This window comes from Ancylobacter polymorphus (genome assembly GCF_022836935.1).
In the GTDB taxonomy this organism is placed as follows: domain Bacteria; phylum Pseudomonadota; class Alphaproteobacteria; order Rhizobiales; family Xanthobacteraceae; genus Ancylobacter; species Ancylobacter polymorphus_A.
On record NZ_CP083239.1, the window covers coordinates 4,232,467 to 4,250,701 of the forward strand.

Annotated in this window: 16 protein-coding genes and 4 pseudogenes; 3 read left to right on the top strand and 17 right to left on the bottom strand. The window is 63.5% G+C overall.

Going from position 1 to position 18,235, the window contains the following annotated elements; genetic code table 11:
- Positions 1-54 precede the first annotated feature (54 nt).
- Positions 55-885: pseudogene (locus K9D25_RS20225) on the top strand (M1 family aminopeptidase); the annotation flags it as partial.
- On the opposite strand, the pseudogene K9D25_RS20230 reads toward K9D25_RS20225, so the two are convergent.
- The 16 genes and pseudogenes from K9D25_RS20230 to K9D25_RS20305 form a co-directional block, all read right to left on the bottom strand.
- Positions 884-1,144, bottom strand: a pseudogene (locus K9D25_RS20230) (aldehyde dehydrogenase family protein); the annotation flags it as partial. The pseudogenes K9D25_RS20225 and K9D25_RS20230 sit on opposite strands and share 2 nt — an antisense overlap.
- A gap of 26 nt (positions 1,145-1,170) precedes the next feature.
- A pseudogene (locus K9D25_RS20235) lies at positions 1,171-1,455 on the bottom strand (acyl-CoA dehydrogenase family protein); the annotation flags it as partial.
- A 106-nt stretch (positions 1,456-1,561) separates the two neighbouring features.
- Positions 1,562-2,818 (bottom strand): annotated as a pseudogene (locus K9D25_RS20240) (CoA-acylating methylmalonate-semialdehyde dehydrogenase); the annotation flags it as partial.
- On the bottom strand, positions 2,817-3,350 hold the full coding sequence (locus tag K9D25_RS20245) for an alpha/beta fold hydrolase (RefSeq protein WP_279613760.1): 534 nt from the start codon (positions 3,348-3,350) through the stop codon (positions 2,817-2,819). The pseudogene K9D25_RS20240 and the gene K9D25_RS20245, both read right to left, overlap by 2 nt.
- Entirely contained in the window at positions 3,347-3,748 is a 402-nt protein-coding gene (locus K9D25_RS20250; RefSeq protein ID WP_203197006.1) for a hypothetical protein, read from the bottom strand. Before K9D25_RS20250 ends, K9D25_RS20245 begins: the two co-directional genes overlap by 4 nt.
- A gap of 215 nt (positions 3,749-3,963) precedes the next feature.
- Positions 3,964-4,575, bottom strand: coding sequence for an OmpW/AlkL family protein (locus tag K9D25_RS20255; RefSeq protein ID WP_347881459.1), 612 nt, complete (start codon positions 4,573-4,575; stop codon positions 3,964-3,966).
- Positions 4,576-4,701: 126 nt separating this feature from the next.
- Entirely contained in the window at positions 4,702-5,106 is a 405-nt protein-coding gene (locus K9D25_RS20260) for a 2Fe-2S iron-sulfur cluster binding domain-containing protein (protein ID WP_203195505.1), read from the bottom strand.
- On the bottom strand, positions 5,103-6,164 hold the full coding sequence (locus tag K9D25_RS20265; protein WP_203195506.1) for an alcohol dehydrogenase catalytic domain-containing protein: 1,062 nt from the start codon (positions 6,162-6,164) through the stop codon (positions 5,103-5,105). Before K9D25_RS20265 ends, K9D25_RS20260 begins: the two co-directional genes overlap by 4 nt.
- Positions 6,165-6,193: 29 nt before the next feature.
- Entirely contained in the window at positions 6,194-6,595 is a 402-nt protein-coding gene (locus K9D25_RS20270) for a hypothetical protein (RefSeq protein WP_203197009.1), read from the bottom strand.
- Between the two features lie 130 nt (positions 6,596-6,725).
- Complete coding sequence (locus K9D25_RS20275) at positions 6,726-7,715, bottom strand: 2Fe-2S iron-sulfur cluster-binding protein (RefSeq protein ID WP_203195508.1); 990 nt, start codon at positions 7,713-7,715, stop codon at positions 6,726-6,728.
- A 70-nt stretch (positions 7,716-7,785) separates the two neighbouring features.
- Positions 7,786-8,808 (bottom strand): toluene hydroxylase, encoded by a 1,023-nt coding sequence (locus K9D25_RS20280; RefSeq protein WP_244377804.1) that lies wholly within the window; start codon positions 8,806-8,808, stop codon positions 7,786-7,788.
- 24 nt (positions 8,809-8,832) lie between these two features.
- Positions 8,833-9,129 carry an MmoB/DmpM family protein gene (locus tag K9D25_RS20285; protein WP_244377806.1) on the bottom strand — a complete coding sequence of 99 codons (297 nt, stop codon included), beginning with the start codon at positions 9,127-9,129 and terminating at the stop codon, positions 8,833-8,835.
- A 12-nt stretch (positions 9,130-9,141) separates the two neighbouring features.
- The gene (locus tag K9D25_RS20290; RefSeq protein ID WP_244377808.1) at positions 9,142-9,522 is read right to left on the bottom strand and encodes a Rieske 2Fe-2S domain-containing protein; all 381 of its coding nucleotides are present in this window, start codon (positions 9,520-9,522) and stop codon (positions 9,142-9,144) included.
- Positions 9,512-9,760: a toluene-4-monooxygenase system B family protein gene (locus K9D25_RS20295; RefSeq protein ID WP_244377810.1), complete on the bottom strand. Its 249-nt coding sequence runs from the start codon at positions 9,758-9,760 to the stop codon at positions 9,512-9,514. The genes K9D25_RS20290 and K9D25_RS20295 overlap by 11 nt, the downstream gene beginning before the upstream one ends.
- 96 nt (positions 9,761-9,856) lie before the next feature.
- Entirely contained in the window at positions 9,857-11,344 is a 1,488-nt protein-coding gene (locus tag K9D25_RS20300; protein ID WP_244377812.1) for an aromatic/alkene/methane monooxygenase hydroxylase/oxygenase subunit alpha, read from the bottom strand.
- A gap of 409 nt (positions 11,345-11,753) precedes the next feature.
- On the bottom strand, positions 11,754-13,109 hold the full coding sequence (locus K9D25_RS20305; RefSeq protein ID WP_244375073.1) for an IS1380-like element ISPme1 family transposase: 1,356 nt from the start codon (positions 13,107-13,109) through the stop codon (positions 11,754-11,756).
- 93 nt (positions 13,110-13,202) lie between these two features.
- On the opposite strand from K9D25_RS20305, the gene pepN reads away from it, so the two are divergent.
- Positions 13,203-15,026: an aminopeptidase N gene (pepN, locus tag K9D25_RS20310; protein ID WP_244377815.1), complete on the top strand. Its 1,824-nt coding sequence runs from the start codon at positions 13,203-13,205 to the stop codon at positions 15,024-15,026.
- Positions 15,027-15,083: 57 nt separating this feature from the next.
- Here pepN and fae read toward each other — a convergent pair whose 3' ends face one another.
- A complete protein-coding gene (gene fae / locus K9D25_RS20315) occupies positions 15,084-15,623 on the bottom strand; it encodes a formaldehyde-activating enzyme (RefSeq protein WP_244377817.1) in 540 nt (179 codons plus the stop codon).
- A gap of 405 nt (positions 15,624-16,028) precedes the next feature.
- Here fae and K9D25_RS20320 point away from each other — a divergent pair, with 405 nt between their 5' ends.
- Positions 16,029-18,233 (top strand): PAS domain-containing sensor histidine kinase, encoded by a 2,205-nt coding sequence (locus K9D25_RS20320; protein ID WP_244377819.1) that lies wholly within the window; start codon positions 16,029-16,031, stop codon positions 18,231-18,233.
- The last annotated feature ends 2 nt before the right edge of the window (positions 18,234-18,235 follow it).

The window sequence follows — 18,235 nt, forward strand, 5'->3', positions numbered from 1 at the left end:
CGTGCGCCGGAATTGACTACCTCTTGACGTTCAGACGCTTTCCCGGAGTCGACCATGTCGCGCGATGCTGTGCCCCCGCCTGTCCGTCTCGGCGACTACCGGCCGCCGGACTGGCTCGTCGACACGGTGCATCTCGATGTGCATCTGCACCCGACCGCCGCGCGAATCCGCGCCCGGCTGGCGCTGCGCCCGAATCCTGAAGGGCGCGAGGGTTCGCCCATCGTTCTCGACGGCGACGAGCTCAGCCTGAAATCGCTCACGCTGGACGGCGTGCCGCTCGCCGGCACCGCCTATGTCGTCACCCCGACGGCGCTGACCCTGCTTGCCCCGCCCCAGCGCGCGCTGACGCTGGAGATCGAGACGGTGGTGAACCCCACCGCCAACACCAAGCTGATGGGCCTCTACCGCTCCAGCGGCACCTATTGCACCCAGTGCGAGGCGGAGGGCTTCCGCCGCATCACCTATTTCCCGGACCGGCCGGACGTTCTCGCCGTCTACACCACCCGCATCGAGGCCGAGCGCGAGGAGGCGCCGGTTCTGCTCGGCAATGGCAATCCGGTGGAAAGCGGGCCGGTGGAGGGCACAAGCCGGCACTACGCGGTGTGGCATGATCCCTGGCCGAAGCCCTGCTACCTCTTCGCGCTGGTCGGCGGGCGGCTCGACCGCATCGCCGACGACTTCGTCACCGCCACCGGCAAGAAGGTCGAACTCGCCATCTATGTCGAGCCCGGCAAAACCGAGCGCGCGGGCTACGCCATGGACGCGCTCAAGCGCTCCATGCGCTGGGACGAGGAAGTGTTCGGCTGCGAATACGACCTCGACGTGTTCAACATCGTCGCCGTGGCCGATTTCAACATGGGGGCGATGGAGAACAAGGGGCTGAATCGGCAATCGCCCAAGCCGAACCGGGGACCAGGTCCGCGGGCTTGAAGACGACCGTGTTGCCATAGCAAATCGCAGGCGCGATCTTCCATGCTGGAATGGCGATCGGGAAATTCCACGGCGTGATAATGCCGACGACGCCGACCGGCTCGCGTGTTATCTCGACGGTGAAGCTGGGGCGGATCGACGGCAGGATCTCGCCCGTGAGGCGCAACGCCTCCCCGGCAAAGAAGTCGAATATCTGGGCCGCCCGCACAGTTTCTCTGGGCTTCGGTCACACTCGCTTCTCATCCAGGTCGCCATGTTGTGGATGGAGAGATAGGCCGAGGTGCCGGGGCAGGCGGTGGCGAGCTGCTCGAAGATGAGCGCCGCGTCGAGCCGCGAGAGACCGGAGCCGCCCACGTCCTCCTTCACATAGATGCCGCCCATGCCGAGCGCCGCTGCGGCGCGCAGCTGGTCCTTCGGGAAGTGCTTCTTCTCGTCCCACTCTGCGGCATAGGGCGCGATCTCGACATTGGCGAAATCGCGCGCCATCTCGCGGATGGCCTGCTGGTCCTCGGTGAGCGTGAACATGCCGGGCGCCCTCGTGCGAGCCGTCATCACTCCACCACGGCCGGGCCGTGGCGGACATGCGAAAGCCGGGGCTGCGCCACCTCAAGGATGGCGCAACCGAGCCGGGTCAGCCCATGGTCGGGATGACGAAGTCCGCGCCGTCCTTGATGCCCGAGGGCCAGCGGGAGGTGACGGTCTTGGTCTTGGTGTAGAAGCGCACGCCGTCCGGGCCGTGCTGGTTCAGGTCGCCGAAGCCGGAGCGCTTCCAGCCGCCGAAGGTGTGGTAGGCGAGCGGCACCGGGATTGGCACGTTGATGCCCACCATGCCCACGTTCACCTTGGAGGCGAAGTCGCGGGCCGCGTCGCCGTCGCGGGTGAAGATGGCGACGCCGTTGCCGTACTCGTGCTCGGTGGGAAGGCGCAGGGCCTCCTTGTAGTCGGGCGCGCGCACCACGGAGAGGACGGGTCCGAAGATTTCCTCCTTGTAGATGCGCATGTCGGCGGTCACGTTGTCGAACAGGCAGCCGCCCATGTAGAAGCCGTTCTCGTAGCCCTGCATCTTGAAGCCGCGGCCGTCCACGACCAGCTTCGCGCCCTCGGCGACGCCGATGTCCACGTAATTCCTCACGCGCTCCAGCGCCTCGCGGGTGACGAGGGGGCCGAAATCGGCGGTGACGTCCGTGGACGGGCCGATCTTCAGGCTCTCGACGCGCGGGACCAGCTTCTCCATGAGCCGGTCGGCGGCGTCCTCGCCCACGGGCACCGCCACCGAGATCGCCATGCAGCGCTCGCCGGCGGAGCCGTAGCCGGCGCCGATCAGGGCATCCACGGCCTGGTCCATGTCCGCGTCGGGCATGATGATCATGTGGTTCTTGGCGCCGCCGAAGCCCTGGATGCGCTTTCCGTTGGCGGTGCCGCGGGCATAGATGTACTGGGCGATGTTGGACGAGCCCACGAAGCCAACCGCATGGATGTCCGGGTCGTCCAGGATGGCGTCCACCGCCTCCTTGTCGCCGTTGACCACATTGAGGATGCCGGGGGGCAGGCCCGCCTCGAGCATCAGTTCGGCGAGGTGCATCGGCACGCCGGGATCACGCTCGGACGGCTTCAGGATGAAGGCGTTGCCGCAGGCGATGGCCGGGCCGAACTTCCACATGGGGATCATGGCCGGGAAGTTGAACGGCGTGATGCCGGCCACGACGCCGAGCGGCTGGCGCATGGAATAGATGTCGATGCCCGGGCCGGCGCCGTCGGTATACTCGCCCTTCAAGAGGTGCGGGATGCCGATGGCGAACTCGATCACCTCGAGGCCGCGCTGGATGTCGCCGCGGGCGTCGGGGACCGTCTTGCCGTGCTCGCGGGCGAGCAGCTCGGCGAGGGCGTCATTCGGCATTGGGCGCATGAGGGCTGATATTGGCCGAAACCAGCGCTGCGCCCATTTCCCCGCCATGGGCATCGGGACGGTGGAACCAGTCGATGTCGTACCAGGCGGGCTGGTAGTCGCTGGCCTCGATGGCAATGAAACCGGCGAACCGATCGGGATGCAGCGCGGCCAATTGCAGCGCGATGCGCCCGCCCATTGAGCAGCCGGCCAGTACCGGCCGGTCGAGACCCAGCGCCACCATGAGCGCCAGGATGGTTTCTACATAGGCCTCGGTGGTCAGCAGGTATTCGCGGGTCTCGAACCCTTCCGGTGGCAGCGACTTGCCGTGCCAGGGCATGTCAAAGGCGACGAACCGATTGTGGGCGATGAAGCGCCGGTCGTTCATCACATGGCGCCATTGCCGGGTATCGGCACCAGCGGTATGCAGGCACAGCACGGGGCGCCCCTGGCCTGCTTCCTCGAAATAGATCCGGTATCTCTCGCCGCCCTGCTCGATGGCAACATAGCGACCGGTGATCGGTTCGATGCTCATGCTGCTTCCTCCGCCTTGAGCGCCCCGCGTCCGAGCGCCATAAATTCCTTGAAGAAGCGCAAGTTCTTCACCAGTGTGAGGATATCGCCATCGATACGGCCGCGGCCGATCTTCACCAGACCGAAAATGTCGTGGAAACCGGGTGACGGCAGAGGCTGCCAGAAGCGCTCGAGCGCATCGCGATCACAGCGCAGTCCAAACCGCCAGGGTGTCTTGCGGCTGGGGCCGGATTGAACCTGGATGAGACGGCCTTTTTCGAAATGCAGATAGGTTTCTTCCCCATCTACCTCGATCAGCACTGTTTCACTGAAGAGAGCTCCCAGACGCAGAAGGTGCGTGCGGGAGTTATGTGCGGCCTGCATTGCCTTGAATTTAGTTTGGATCTTCGGGCTGATCATTTGGCATCCTTGGCGTCAGTTGATTGTTCGCCAATGTGATGGCGCCGGTAGCCATTCAATGACGTTTCGGGTATCCGTCGATACCTTTGGGAATTGTCAGCACCGTTTCTTGGATTCCAGAGGTGGAGACCAAACTGCAAAACGCCGACTGCAGGCCCATCCGTGAAGCCAGCGGAGCGCACATCGCCCCCCGCCGATTAGTCCTGTCAGAATCTTCAGAATCTGTAGACGATGCCGGCGCTCAACAGAGTTGGGTTGGCTGTCACTTCTGCCCGAGCTGGATTTCCGCCGACGGTGCCAGTCGCCGTGGTGGAAAGGAAGATCTTCTTCACGTCCATGTAAACCCCCCATTTGCTGTCGATATCATATTCGAAGCCCGCCTGAAGAACCGGAGCGAAGGCGTTGTTGACTTTGAGATCGGCGACGGCGCCATCGGAGGTGCCGAAGAAGAGTGTATAGTTCACCCCTGCGCCGACATAGGGCTGAAATCTCGGACCGAAGTTGGTGAAATGGTACTGCGCTGCGAGGACGGCGGGTGCGTAGTACGTCTTCCCAAGTGTCACGCCGCCGAGCGGACCCGTACCTGTCAGCGTCGTCTTGGGCGGAATGCCTCCCGTCAACATCAGGCTCACGTTGTTGTCGAAGCGATATCCCACGTCAAACCCCAGTGTGAGATTGTCCTTAGTGTCAGCACTCGCCCCGGGGATGACACCGCCGCCAACCGAGATGTCTGCCTTCGAGTCAAACAGGACGCCAAGTGGGCCGGTACGAACGAACCAACCCTCCTTCGATGCGTCTTGTGCTTGTGCGGTCGAAGACATGGTCAATATCGCAAGAGCTCATAAGATCTTCTTCATTTTCTTCATTCCCCCCGTGTGTGTGGATCGTCGCCACAATGGCCTCCCGATCGCCAATCTTCGCCCATCAGGCGATATCGAAGCATGTTAGCTTCGTCATTCCGCGTTCTGAACTCCCTGTGCCCGACCGCGCCGATGCCCCGATCGCTTTCCGGAGGGAAAGGCACGGGCCAGGAGGTTGTGGGCGATGCGCATCTGGGTCATTTCGCGGCGGGTCTCCGTTTCATGCTGCCGCAGCACAAGGTCCGACCGCGGCAGCGCAGAGCAGATCAGGACAAAGCCAGCCGCATCATCCTCCGGATAGTGGGTGAGTGCGCCCGAGGTATCGACTTCGCCTTCGATCAGCCGCGCGGCGCAAGCCAAGCACCAGCCCTGCTCGCAAATCATCGGGCTCTCCAACCCCGCATCGATAAGCGAGTAGAGCAGATACTCGTTGTCCGGCGCCTCGAACGACCAGACACCGTCCGGCCGTTCCAGTGTGACCCTGAATGCCCAGCTCATGGCCGGATGAGCACCTTCTCCACGTTGTCGAGCCGCTCGCCGAACACGCGATAGGCCTCGCCGGCTTGGTCGAGCGAGAAGTTGTGGGTGAACATCTCAGTCAACGTGATCTTGCCCTCCGTGATGAGACGCTGAGCGTTCCACATCTCCGGCCAGACGCTTGCGAAACCGCGCATATGCAACGTGATGTCGCGGAAGAACACATCGAGGAGGTTCACAGGATGCGCCATGTCTGTGAACATGCCGAGGCCCGCCATCGTGCCACCAGCGCGGATCAGCGAGAATGACAGATCGAGGCTTTCGCCGGTGCCTACCATCTCGATCACCTTGTCGACACCCCGTCCGCCGGTGGCTGCCTTAACGGCTTCTACCCCCGCTTCACCGGGCTCGAAGACCTCGATGCCATAGCGCATCTTGGCGGCCTCGCGCCGGTGCGCGACCGGATCGAAGGCAAAGACTTTGCCCGGACCGCGTTTGGTCGCCAGATCGAGGGCCATCATTCCGGTAGGTCCAAGGCCAACGATCGCTAGACTTTCGCCGATCTGGACGTCCACCAGCTTATTGGCCAGGATCGCGGTGGGCAGGTTGCATGAGAGCGTCAGCGCCTGCGCGTCCGTCAGCGCATCGTCGATCTTGATCGTATGGGCATCGGCATGGGGGATCGACATGTACTCCGCCTGCGTCCCATTGAGATCGCCGAAGCCGACACCGAATCCGTAGACTGCGGATTTCGTAACTTGGCAGTGTGCCGTGTTGTGATGCCGGCACTGGTAGCAGTCACCGCACGAGGCCGAATAGCCCATCGAAACCCGGTCGCCCTTAGAAAACCTGCCGACCTCGGCACCGGTTTCGATCACCTCGCCCGAGAGTTCATGGCCCAGCGTGGAATGACCCTTTCCCATCGCTTGATCCAGGGTGCCGCGCCAGATGTGCAGATCCGACCCGCAGATCGAGGTGGCGCGCACCTTCACCAGAATCTGGTGCGGCTCGGTGATTTTCGGATCGTCCACATTGATGGTGCGGATATCCTTGGGGCCGAAATAGACAGCGGCTTTCATGTGCGGTTTCCTCCCTGTTTCCTTGTTCTCTACCAACGCGTGTCCGGCAGGATGACGTCGCCGATCCTGCCAACAGCATATCCGTAGGCAGCCTCTATGATCGAACGCGCGGCGATCAGCTCTTCTTCGTCCCTTGGGGCAAAGACGATCAGGCTTTGCGGCGGCACCGCACCGGCCATGTAGCGGGCGAAGGGATGAACGGTTCCCCAGCCAAGCGTCAGAATCCGTTGTGCCCATTCCGGGCGCAAGCCGAGATGCATCGCGCCGTCGGCGCGCAGGATTAGCCAGACAGGGTCGCTGACAAAGGCCTCGGGCTGGCCCCGCGCGAGTTCTTCGTCAAGGGCGAAGCCATGTCCGGGCGTTTGGAATGGCGCCTCGCAGGAGGTGCTGCCGGGCAAGGTGCCCGCAAAGGCCGCGATTGCGGCCAGCAATGCGGGACTTGCCCGATCTTCATCCTGTAAACAGGGCCATTTCGCATCTAGGTGCGGGGGGGCGCCAACCCTCTTTTGCAAACTGCGCAGTGAGGGTGCCAGCTCCCAGACCTGAATCTCCGACAGATTCTTAGCCGAAGCTGTCATAGTGCACCTGTGTTATCGGTACTCCAGCTTCTTTGAGCTGAGCTTTGACACTGTTCACCATGACTGGCGGGCCGGCGACGTAGAATTCAGCCTCTGTCGGTGCGTTGATTAGCGCCGTGATTGCATTGGTCACAAAGCCTTGCTGGTAGCCCCAGCCTTCCGGCGGCATCTCCACGACCGGCGTATAGCGTGCATGGCGGACCCGCGCCGCCGCTGCTGCAAGCTCATTCCCCGCCGCAAGATCGACAGCGCTGCGGGCGCCATAGATCACATCGACAGGCGCATTGAAATCGACCGCCTCTTCGGCTGCCTGCCGGATCATCGAAAGGATCGGCGAGATGCCGGTGCCGCCGGCCACGAACACCTTGCGTCCCGCCTTCTTGCGCAGGGTGCACACGCCAAAAGGCGCTTCGATGGTGATGCAGGTGCCTACAGCAAGATCGGCCAGGGCGTTTGACCCTGCTCCGCCGTCGTAACGTTTGGCGATGAATTGAAGCGTGTCGCCACATGGCAGATTGCACATGGAATAGCTTCGCCGGATGCCACCCGGCAGGTGAAGAATCGCGTACTGGCCAGGAAGAAACTCGGCTCCGCCCTCAACGCGAAAGGTGAAACGGCGGATTTCAGGTGCAAGTTCCTCGACAGCGATCAGTTCGCCGGTGCATTCCTGGCAGGGCAAGGGCAGTCCTTCCCAGTGTCCCGGGGGAGGAGTGATGATGATGTCACTTGTCGGGCGAGACTGGCAGGCCAGAACACGTCCGCGCCGCGCATCGCGTGGACTTACGGCAGGGGCGTCCTGGAAGATCAGGTCGACAGAACCTTCGACAAGCCCCACTTTGCATGTCCCGCAACTCCCCCAGCCGCATTCATAGGGCAGGATCTGGCCGTTGCGCCGTGCAGCCTGAAGGATGGTTTCATCGGGCCGTGCCTCGAATATCGGGCCATCAGGTGCGATTTGGATCTTGTGTGACATTGGTGGCACGATCTCATTTGGCTCGACGCGATGACCGGGGCCACGAAATCGACCCCGGTGCTGAAGCGGCTTAAAGGCCGCATTCGCCCATGAGACGGCGCTGTGCGGCCAAGGTGCGATCCAGAATCGAAGCGGCACTTTCGGCACCAGGTGCGGTTGCCAAGGCCTCGGCCAAGCCGCGCGCCGCCTTCTCTCCAAGAGGCAGCCATTTGGCAGTTTGCTTGCGCAAGAATTCCTCGTTGGAGGCTGCCTTGCCGACGGCGTAGTCGACCAGCGCCTTGGTATTTTCCTCGGCATAGACCTGGTCGTGATTGCGGAAGTCATCGTGCATCAGCTGCAGGAGATCATCACCGTTGGCGGCAGCCAGCGTCGCGATCTCGCTGTTGAAGATGTGGTCGAAGATCGGTCGCACCACCAGATTGCGCGAGGCGAAGGCTTCGCCGAAATCATACGCGATGAGCTGCTTCTCGATCAGCTCACGCAGGCCCTGCCATTGCGGTCCATCGGTCCACCTCGTACGGGTCGCGTCACTGTCAGCCAGATCGGGGCGCTCATTATCCATCGCGAGAACTTGCGCCACATAGGCTTGACGCTGCACACGCCGCATTTCATTCCCGAGCTGGAAATAGAACGTGTTGGTGACGAAGGCCGACGGAGCCATCTGCGCCACATAGGCAGCGCTCATCTGCATGCCGTGGCCGGGAAAGCGCACGGGCAGGTAATTGTTGCGCAGGAAATCGAGCCACGCGGTCGGGAGCGAGCGATAATGGTCGCGGCTCTCGAATTCGTCGATGAGGTTGTCGAGGTAGACCTCGCGATCCTTCTGCATCTCGATGTAGCGACGATAAGTGAAGGCGCGGGTGTCCCGGAAACCCTCCCAATCGTCCACCGAGGAGACAAAGGGCGAGCCCTCGCGGTTCTGCTTGTAGAAAACGTTGAGAGACCAGTTCTCGGACAATTCAAAAGGTGCTGGCTCTGCCCGAAAATGATTGTGAAACTTGTAGGTGACGGCCTCGTATTCCGAGGGAACGCGACGCTCTTCCCACAGACTCCATGTCGTTTTACGTTTGCGGCCGGCTGATTTGACTGCCATTTTTCTTTCCTCCCAAAATGCTCGCTAGTTGTGGATCGTCCAGGTCCAGGCCTTGTCGGTCGAGCTGAGGCGTCCGGCAAAGGAAACGAGGCTCGGCTCGATCTCGGTCAGTCTGAAAGGACGGCCGAGCATCTGAACCATGCTCTTTTCGGTCAGGTGGAATTCGTGATCCGCCTGGATGCGAACATATCCTCCCCGATCTTCGACGATGATCTCGCGGTCAGGATTGTCCTGTTCAGCGGCGTCGATTACCGCATTTATAATGTCTTCATCGACCCCCCGGATCACCGGACCGACCAGCTTGACTTCTGTTGTTGTCACCTTTCGTCCTCCCTAGGCTTGTTCCTCGACGCTGTGGCGCAGGCGGCGTAGGCGCCCATCGGTGGGCACGCCGACCATGATGTCCTCGCCCTCCAGCTTGACCTCGTACTGGAAGAGCTTGCAGCCAAGCGGATTGCGCCCGCTGCCATCTTCCATGTCGAACTCCCATTCATGGGCGGAACAGGTGATCGTGCCGTTCTCGAAATCGATATCGCCGTCTGCGAGGAGGATTTCCTGATGCGGGCACATGCCCTGAAAGCAGACGATCCGTCCGCCTTCGCGATGGATCAGGATCACCTCTTCACCTTCGACCTGGGCGTCCAGCACATCGCCTTCCCAGAGGTCATCGAGCGTGGCCGCCTTGACCCATTTCACGCCTGGATCATCCGACATATCCTGCCTCGACGTAGTCCATTACCCCAATGCCGCTGTCGGCGACCGTCATCTCGGGCGGCAGTTCCCTGCCATTGAAGTAGACACGCTTCGGCGCGTCACGGACCGCCACCCGCAGTCCAACCGCGTGATGCGCGATCTTTTCCGCCACGGTGTTCATGTCGTCAGTGTCTTCGACGGGGACCAGCTGAACGACGAAGTCGCCGCGGAAGCTGGTCTGAAGCGGTATCATGGCCATGAATTTCCTCCCTTTCGCCCAAGCCGTAGGCAAGTTCCTCTCCGCCCACGCCGACAGTGTCGGCGTGGATCGACGCTTCCTTCGTGTGGGTGGCGCTTACTCAGCCGCCAGCGGCATCTGTTGCTTTGCCCAGGCGTAGCCATCGGCATCGTTACCGGCCACGTCGGGGGTGATGCCCATGTATTTCAGGGCGCCTTCCAGGTTGGGTGGCTGAATGTGACCGGCTAGGAAGCGATCGACGATCGACAGATGAGTGTCGTAGCGCTCAGGCTGGCTCTGCCAGACCCATTGGCAGATATCCGAACAGAACGTGAGCTTGCGCCCCTTGTGCGTGGTCAACCTCGGGGCTTTGTCCACCGTGGGGGAACAGATCGGGAGTTGGCAGCAGTTGCAAACGACGGGCAGCGTTTCGGGATAGGTTTTTTCCATCCGGCCTTCGCGCACGTTGTCCACGATGACATCCCAGTATTTGCCAAACCTGTCGTTCCAGCCGGGATATTTTTGCTCGAGCCAGTCCCGCTCCTGCATCGAGATGCCGGCATCCGGGTTCCACCAGACGGTGGGCCGCCAAAACCACACGCCGAGATGGATCGCGTGGTGAAACCATTCCAGCTCCGGCAGGAAATGCTCTTCCCAGTACCAAGGAAGATCCATGCCCAGGTCCTTGAACTGGTCCATGAACTGGCGGCAGATCCAGTCCTGCATAAACTCCTTGAAGCTCATGGTCCTGTTTTCGAGAGGCGTGTAGTAGTCCATCGACAAGCCGGTGAGCAGAGCAAAGATCTTCCACGCCCGCCAGAACATCTGGTCAACCAATTTCTGTGCTTCCGGACCCTTACCGGCGTTACGCAGGATCTTCAGCGTCGGCTCGCCCTGCTGCGAGTGACGGGCCTCGTCGGTCTGGATGGAAGAGATCAATGCTCCGAATTCGATGTCGCCCACATGCAGTGCGTCGGCCGACATGCCGAGAAACTGCAGATTGGTGAAGCCGGTTTCGAAGGTGAAGGTCAGCTGGATCGCCGTGGACACCGCGTCGTTGGCGGTGAACATGTCGTCAAACAAGCTTCCCCCGGCAATCGCAACCCATCCTTTGGTATGCGCCGCCTTGTGTGCCCAATCCATCTGCGGGTCTTTGTCGAGCAGACAGTACGGGAAGAAGATCTGGGCTTGCCCGTGGCGGGCTTCATCCAGCGTGCCGAACGTTGCCATGTTGCGCCAAGCTGCTGCGCGACCGAAACGCGCCATACGTGCCTCGCCGATCGAGGCCAGGTATTCAGGGACCGGAATTGCACCGTAGTGCGCCTTCACCGCAGATTTCCAGCCCGGATCGAGCTTTTCGTACATGTCCGAGCGCGCGATGGTCGAACGGATGGAGTAGATTCCGGCGTCCTTGCCAGCCTGGTTGTGGACATATTCGCGGAACGTCAGCTTGTAGGGTTCATCCCAGCCCCACCAATCGCGATTAGTCGTCCCAAAGCTCTTAGAAAGCACCTCGGGGAACGCTTCCTCCTCGGTGACATATCTTAAGTCCCAGTTCATGTCTCTGGCTGTATCGTAGTAGTCCTGCCTTTGGAGTTTGGGCATTCTAATCTCCTCCCTAGTCGGGAATTACTCCCGCATTACATCCATGAGTGGCTATTACCGCAGGATCGTGGCGGCGCCTGCAGAAGCGGTTAACCTCACATCTTGGCGACGGCCTTGAGAACGTTCACATCCCAAGGATTGATCAGGTCGGACTTGGTCCAACCCTTGAGATCGTACTCGCTCATGCACCGACATTCCCCAAGTGGCCTGCCGCTTGACTTCAAGATCGCCTGATTTTGCTCGCTGGGCAAGCGTTTTTCGCCCCGAGCGGTGTCTGTCGTCGCGCAAACGGCCGAAGTCGGGTGGATCAAGCCTCGAACCCGCAGCATTCTGGCCCGGCAGAGCCGCTTTTCCGCGCGGCAGACGGACCTGTCCTGCCGCTTTCGTTCAGCTTGGGCATGGATCGTGGTCATGCGCATGACGGAGGCGTTCGAAGACGGCGGATGGCGGCAAGGACGGCCCGCACCATCGGGCCGGTGACGGCGACCTCGGCCAACTGGAAGGTAATGGCGCGGGCGTGGCGGACGACGCGGGCGCCGATCTTGATCAGCTTGAGTTGCAGGCTGGTCAACGACCAGTCCGCCATGGCCTCGGGCAGTTCGATGCAGCGCAGGAAGGTTGCCAGGTTGTAGGCCAGCGCGTGCAGTTGCAGCCGCACCTCGTTGTGCCGGAACTTCCGGCATGACAGCCGCGTCCAGCGAAAGGCATATTTGCCTTCCTTGATGTGCTGCTCTGCGGTGCCGCGCTGGTTGTAGAACCTCACCACCCAGTCTGGCTCCATCGGCAGGTTGGTGACGATGAAGCCGACTTTGGGGAACAGCTCGCCCGGATGCCATTCGATCTTGGCGATGACGCGGCGCGGCTTGTCCCAGGACGCCGCCTGATACTCGAAGTCCTCGAAGAACCGTTTGACCTTGGTCAGCGAAGGCCGTCCCACGGGCCGTGTCAGCCGATGCGCGATCTTCTCGCGCAAGACGGCGTTGGCGGGCAGACGGATGGCGTAGAAGAACCTGGCTTCTTCCAGCCGCATATAGATCGCGGGGATCGCGTAGGCAGCGTCGGCCCGGAAGAAGCGTCCACCAAGGTCGCGGCCAGCATATCGGGCAATGACGGGATCAAGGACATCCCGCCAGCCATCGGCGCTGTGGGCATTGCCGTTACGCAGGGCGCAGCGCTCCAGCATGCCAAACTGGTTGAACAAGAAGATGGGGTGATAGCAGGTGCAGTCGAAATGCCCGTTCCAGGCAGCACCTTCCTGATCGCCGTGGGTGGGGCTGACCGAGCTGTCCATGTCCAGCACGATGTATTTCAACCCGTTGCGGTCATGAAACCGGTCGATCCATTGGCCGTTCAGATCGGCCAGCGCCGCCCGGTTCGCGGCCAGAGCCAGCGTCTCGGTCTCGAACCGTCCCATCTGCGATGCCGAAGCAGCTTGCGCCTCGACGGCCCTGCCGCCAACGACCTGACGCATCACGGGATCGAGGGCCAAGCGGTCGGCATCGTTCACATCCTCGTATCCGGCCAGTCGTCCGAACACCGATTGCCGGAACAATCCGTCAAGCCGATGGAGCGTGTTCTTCCCGGTGCGGCTGTCTCGCAGCGCCTCCGACGCCAGATTGGACAGGCCGAGCACGTCATCAAGCTCGCGCATCACCAGCAGGCCACCGTCTGAACTGATCTGCGCACCACGGAACTCCAGACGCACACGGCGGTCGAAATCAACCCGATCTCCCCGCGCCAAGCCCGCACCCTCCAGGTGATCCATGAAACGCGCCCCTCGCAGCCGTCAACGCCATGATTTATATGCGAAATATCACGATTACGACAGCGAAATCAGCGACTTACTTGGAGAATGTGGGTGAATATCTTCAACGACAAATATGTTCTGGCCAGCCCGCAGACCGCCACCGATGCCGACTATGCCAATATCGAGACCATCATCGCCCACGAGTATTTCCACAACTGGACCGGCAACCGCATCACCTGCCGCGACTGGTTCCAGCTGTGCCTCAAGGAGGGCCTCACCGTCTTCCGCGACCAGGAATTCTCCTCCGATGCGCGCTCGCGCCCGGTCAAGCGCATCAGCGATGTCCGGCTGCTGAAGTCGCACCAGTTCCCGGAAGATGCCGGCCCGTTGGCGCACCCGGTGCGCCCATCCACCTATCGCGAGATCAACAACTTCTACACCGCCACCGTCTATGAGAAGGGCGCGGAAGTGGTGCGGATGCTGAAGACCCTGTTGGGCGAGGAGGGTTTCCGCGCCGGCATGGACCTCTATCTCGACCGCCATGATGGCGATGCCGCGACGGTGGAGCAGTTCCTCGCCTGCTTCGCCGATGCCAATGGCGTCGACCTCACCCAGTTCGCCCTGTGGTACGCGCAGTCCGGCACGCCGCAGCTCGCCGTCAGCGGCACATGGGACGCGGCGACACACCGCTACCGGCTCGACGTGGCGCAGAGCCTTCCCGCCACACCCGGGCAGGACCACAAGCAGCCCATGGTCATCCCGCTCGCCCTCGGGCTGGTCGGGCCGGATGGGCGCGACCTGCCGCTCACCCTCGACGATGGCAGCAACGCGGAGCGGGGTGTGCTGCTGGTCACCCAGCCGCGCCAGAGCTTCGTCTTCCGCGACATCGCCGAGCGGCCGGTGCCCTCGCTCAATCGCGGCTTCTCCGCGCCGGTGAAGCTCTCCAGCGATCTCTCCACCGCCGACCTGCTGTTCCTCGCCCGCCATGACAGCGACCCGTTCAACCGCTTTGACGCCGCCCAGACCATCGCCCTCGGCCATCTCGTGGCGGCGAGCGCCGCCGCCCGCGCCGGCGGCGATGTGCCGGTGCCGGACGCACTGGTCGAAGCGCTGGGAGCGACGCTGGCGGACGGCGCGCTGGACCCCGCCTTCGTGGCGCAGGCGCTCTCCATCCCGTCCGAAGCGGATGTCGCCCGCGAGATCGGGGTGGATGTCGATCCCGACGCCATCCATCTCGCCCGCACCCGGCTGCGCCGGGCGGTGAGCGCGGCACTCGCCCCGCAACTGGCGGCGACCTATGACCGCCATGCGCCCGTCGGCACCTATTCCCCGGATGCCGCCTCGGCGGGTCGGCGCGCGCTGCGCAACAGCTGCCTCGATCTTCTCGCCGCCGGCGGCACGCCCGACGCGCTGGCACGGGCGCAGGCGCATTTCGACACGGCCGACAACATGACCGACCGCTTCTTCGCCCTCGCCGTGCTGGCCCATACGGCCCCGCAGGCGCGGGAGCCGGCGCTGGCGGCGTTTCACGAGCGGTTCCGCGACGATCCTCTGGTGGTCGACAAATGGCTGGCGCTGCAGGCGCAGATCGCCGAGCCGGAGGCGCTGGAACGGGTGCGCGGCCTCACCCGCCATCCCGCCTTTGCCTGGACCAACCCCAACCGTGTGCGCGCGCTGATCGGCAGCTTCGCCGGGCTCAACCCGACGCAGTTCCACCGTGCGGACGGCGCCGGACACGCGCTGCTCGCCGAGGCGGTGATCGACATTGACGGGCGCAACCCGCAGCTCGCCGCCCGGCTGCTCGCCGCCTTCAAGAGCTGGCGCTCGCTGGAGCCGGTGCGGCGGGCCTCCGCCGAGGCGGCGCTGCGGCGCGTCGCCGCCAGGCCGGGCCTGTCGCCCGATGCGAGCGACATCGTCGGCCGCTCGCTGGAGTGAGGCGCAGGGACGCCCCGCGCGCTCCCGGTCCCCGGGGCGGCGCGGGGCAGGTAAGGCTCAGTACTCGACGACGCCGTCGAGCGCGTAGTGCTTGACGGTCTTGCGGTTGGCGATCAGTTCGTCGACCGTCGGCTTGCCGGTCATGGCGCGTTCCAGCGCCAGCTTCATCGCCTCGTAATTGGTGCGGTAGAGATCCGCCTTGTCGAGGTTCGGGTCCTCGGCGCAGCGCGGGTCGAGCCACACCATCACGATCATGCACAGCTCGTCCGCCTGGTCCTTGGGCAGGATGCCTTCGGCCAGCGCGTCGACGATGGCGTCGCCAATGGCGCCCTGCACCACGCCGCCGAGCAGGTCGACATATTCCAGCGTGTGGATGGTGGCCTTGGTGGTCATCATCGTCGCCGGGCGCACCTGCTGGTTCAGGTCGCGCACCACGAACATGCGGGTGTGCCCCTGCACCTGCCCCATCATCGAGGCGAAGGCCTGCCCGGCAGGACCGCGCACCGAGCCGATCAGAACCTCGGGCATCGCGTCGGTGAACTGACCGTCGGCCGCGAGTACGGTCGCCTCGCCGGTGCGGAACCAGATGTCGCTCATGTGAACCTCTTTATTTCTGCCGCCACCCGCCAACCGGGCAAAAGCGCATAGCATCAGGCCCCGCGCGCCGTCCATGCGGCGTGGTTGTCGGCAGGCGTCACCCTCCTTGTCCTGCAGCGCCACACACCCCGGCACCCTTGGCACCGCCGGAGGTTGCTGAATCGTTAACTTGACTCTCCGGGACTCTGGACAGGGAGGGGTCGGTTCGATTCAAATCGGAGTGATTCGGAGAGATGCGGCACATCGCTCCTGTCGTGATGGGAACGGGTTTTGGGACTTCGGGGGAGGCCGGCGATGGCGCGCGCCAACGCTGCAGGCGCGTCCGTGCGCGTACAAGCCATGCGAGGGCTTGCACGCAGCGTGGCGCGACCTGCTTATCAGCGATTGGTCGACGCCGAGCCTTTCATGCGCAAGGCGGTCCCGGCGTTGATCGTGGCGTTCATCGCCTCGGTCGCCATTGCTGCGATCGTGCAGATTCACGCCTACCGCGCCGACGCGATCGCCAATGCCAAGGATGAGCTGGCGCTGTTCGCCGCCGCCATTTCCAGCGAGGCCAGCCGCCAGCCTCCCGGCGCCACGACCCCCGACACGCTGCTGAAAAACAGCCTGCCGCCGCGCGCCGCCGAGGATGGCCGCCGCTACGGCCTGATCGACGGCAACGGCAAGATCCTCGCCACCCATGACGAGACCGCCACCGCCGCCGACCAGATCACCCAGCTGCTCGCCAACACCCAGGCGCTGACCATCTTCGCCGAGAATGCCGGCGTGCTCGATGTGGTGATGCCCGACGGCAGCGCCGCGCTCGCCACGGTGCGCAACCTGCCGGGCGGGGCACTCCAGCTCGTGGTGGTGCAGCCGCTCGACGGCGCGCTGTCCACCTGGCGTTCCGACACCGTCCTCACCGTCACCCTGCTCTCCACAACAGGCGCGGTGCTGCTGATCCTCGGCTTCGCCTTCCACTGGCAGGCGACCCGGGCCCGCGAGGCCGACGGCATCTATGAAACGGTGCGTGCGCGCATCGACACCGCCCTCTCGCGCGGCCGCTGCGGCCTGTGGGACTGGGATATGGGCCGGGGCCGCATGTTCTGGTCGGAATCGATGTTCGAGATGCTCGGCCACGAGCCGCGCGAGGACCTGATCTCCTTCGGCGAGGTCACCAGCCTCGTGCATCCCGACGACACCAATCTCTACGACATCGCCCACGAGATCGCCGACAAGCCCGGCCGCACCATCGACCGGGTGTTCCGCATGAAGCATGCCGACGGCCATTGGGTGTGGCTGCGCGCCCGTGCTGAAGTCGTTCCGCAGCATAATGGCGAGCCGCCCCATCTCGTCGGCATCGCCGTGGACGTGACCGAGGAGCGCCGCCTCGCCGAGCGCACCGCCACCGCCGACATGCGCCTGCGCGACGCCATCGAGAGCATTTCCGAATCCTTCGTGCTGTGGGACGCGGCGAACCGGCTGGTGCTGTGCAATTCGCGCTTCCAGTCGCTTTACGGCATTGGCGACGCGCATGTGACGCAGGGCACCGAGTTCGAGACCATCGCCTCGCTCGCCCGCCAGCCCGTGGTACGCATTCCGCTGCGCACCGAAGACCGGCCGGAGGAAGGCGCCCGCGCCTTCGAGGCGCAGCTGGAAGGCGGACGCTGGCTCAAGGTCGCCGAGCGGCGCACCAAGGATGGCGGCTACGTCTCCGTCGGCACCGACATCACCGCCCTCAAGCGCCATGAAGAGCGCCTGATGGAAAGCGAGAAGCGGCTGATGGCGCTGGTCGCGGATCTGCGCAAATCGCAGCAGACGCTGGAACTCCAGGCGCTCCAGCTCGCCGAGCTGGCGCAGAACTATGCCGACGAGAAGACCAAGGCCGAGGACGCCAACCGCGCCAAGTCGGAATTCCTCGCCAATATGAGCCATGAGCTGCGCACGCCGCTCAACGCCATCATCGGCTTCTCCGAGCTGATGGAAAGCGGCTTGTTCGGCCCGCTCGGCAATGACAAGTACAACGAATATTGCCGCGACATCCGCGATTCCGGCCGCTACCTGCTCGACGTGATCAACGACATTCTCGACATGTCGCGCATCGAGGCCGGGCGCGTGCAGCTCAACCTGCAATCCGTGCAGCTCGACGAGGTGGTCACCGACGCCATCCGCGTCATGTCGGTGCGGGCGGGCGAGAAGCAGCTCACCATTGTCGATGAGTCCGATACGGCTGTGACGGTGGAGGCCGACAAGCGGGCGCTGAAGCAGATCACGCTCAACCTGCTCTCCAACGCCATCAAGTTCACCCCCGAGCAGGGCCGCATCAGCCTGCGCACGCGGCGCTCCAAGCATGCGGCGCTGCTGGTCATCGAGGACAGCGGCATCGGCATCGCCAAGAGCGCGCTGGCCAAGATCGGCCGCCCCTTCGAGCAGGTGGAAAGCCAGTTCACCAAAACGCACAAGGGCTCGGGCCTCGGCCTCGCCATCGCCAAGTCGCTGGTGGAACTGCATGGCGGCTCGATGCGCATCCGCTCCTCCGAGGGCGTCGGCACCACGGTGGTGATCCGCCTGCCCTTGAATGGCCGCCCGGCGCTGCAATACCGTACCGGCCGCCCTTCCGTCGCCGAGTAGCC

What these genes read in the sequence shown, in the direction of transcription:
- fae (WP_244377817.1), bottom strand. Translation starts at nt 15,623, where the DNA reads ATGAGCGACATCTGGTTCCGCACCGGCGAGGCGACCGTACTCGCGGCC.
- K9D25_RS20300 (WP_244377812.1), bottom strand. Translation starts at nt 11,344, where the DNA reads ATGCCCAAACTCCAAAGGCAGGACTACTACGATACAGCCAGAGACATG.
- K9D25_RS20305 (WP_244375073.1), bottom strand. Translation starts at nt 13,109, where the DNA reads ATGGATCACCTGGAGGGTGCGGGCTTGGCGCGGGGAGATCGGGTTGAT.
- K9D25_RS20265 (WP_203195506.1), bottom strand. Translation starts at nt 6,164, where the DNA reads ATGAAAGCCGCTGTCTATTTCGGCCCCAAGGATATCCGCACCATCAAT.
- K9D25_RS20290 (WP_244377808.1), bottom strand. Translation starts at nt 9,522, where the DNA reads ATGTCGGATGATCCAGGCGTGAAATGGGTCAAGGCGGCCACGCTCGAT.
- K9D25_RS20260 (WP_203195505.1), bottom strand. Translation starts at nt 5,106, where the DNA reads ATGAGCTGGGCATTCAGGGTCACACTGGAACGGCCGGACGGTGTCTGG.
- K9D25_RS20295 (WP_244377810.1), bottom strand. Translation starts at nt 9,760, where the DNA reads ATGGCCATGATACCGCTTCAGACCAGCTTCCGCGGCGACTTCGTCGTT.
- K9D25_RS20320 (WP_244377819.1), top strand. Translation starts at nt 16,029, where the DNA reads ATGCGCAAGGCGGTCCCGGCGTTGATCGTGGCGTTCATCGCCTCGGTC.
- K9D25_RS20280 (WP_244377804.1), bottom strand. Translation starts at nt 8,808, where the DNA reads ATGGCAGTCAAATCAGCCGGCCGCAAACGTAAAACGACATGGAGTCTG.
- K9D25_RS20250 (WP_203197006.1), bottom strand. Translation starts at nt 3,748, where the DNA reads ATGATCAGCCCGAAGATCCAAACTAAATTCAAGGCAATGCAGGCCGCA.
- K9D25_RS20245 (WP_279613760.1), bottom strand. Translation starts at nt 3,350, where the DNA reads ATGAGCATCGAACCGATCACCGGTCGCTATGTTGCCATCGAGCAGGGC.
- K9D25_RS20275 (WP_203195508.1), bottom strand. Translation starts at nt 7,715, where the DNA reads ATGTCACACAAGATCCAAATCGCACCTGATGGCCCGATATTCGAGGCA.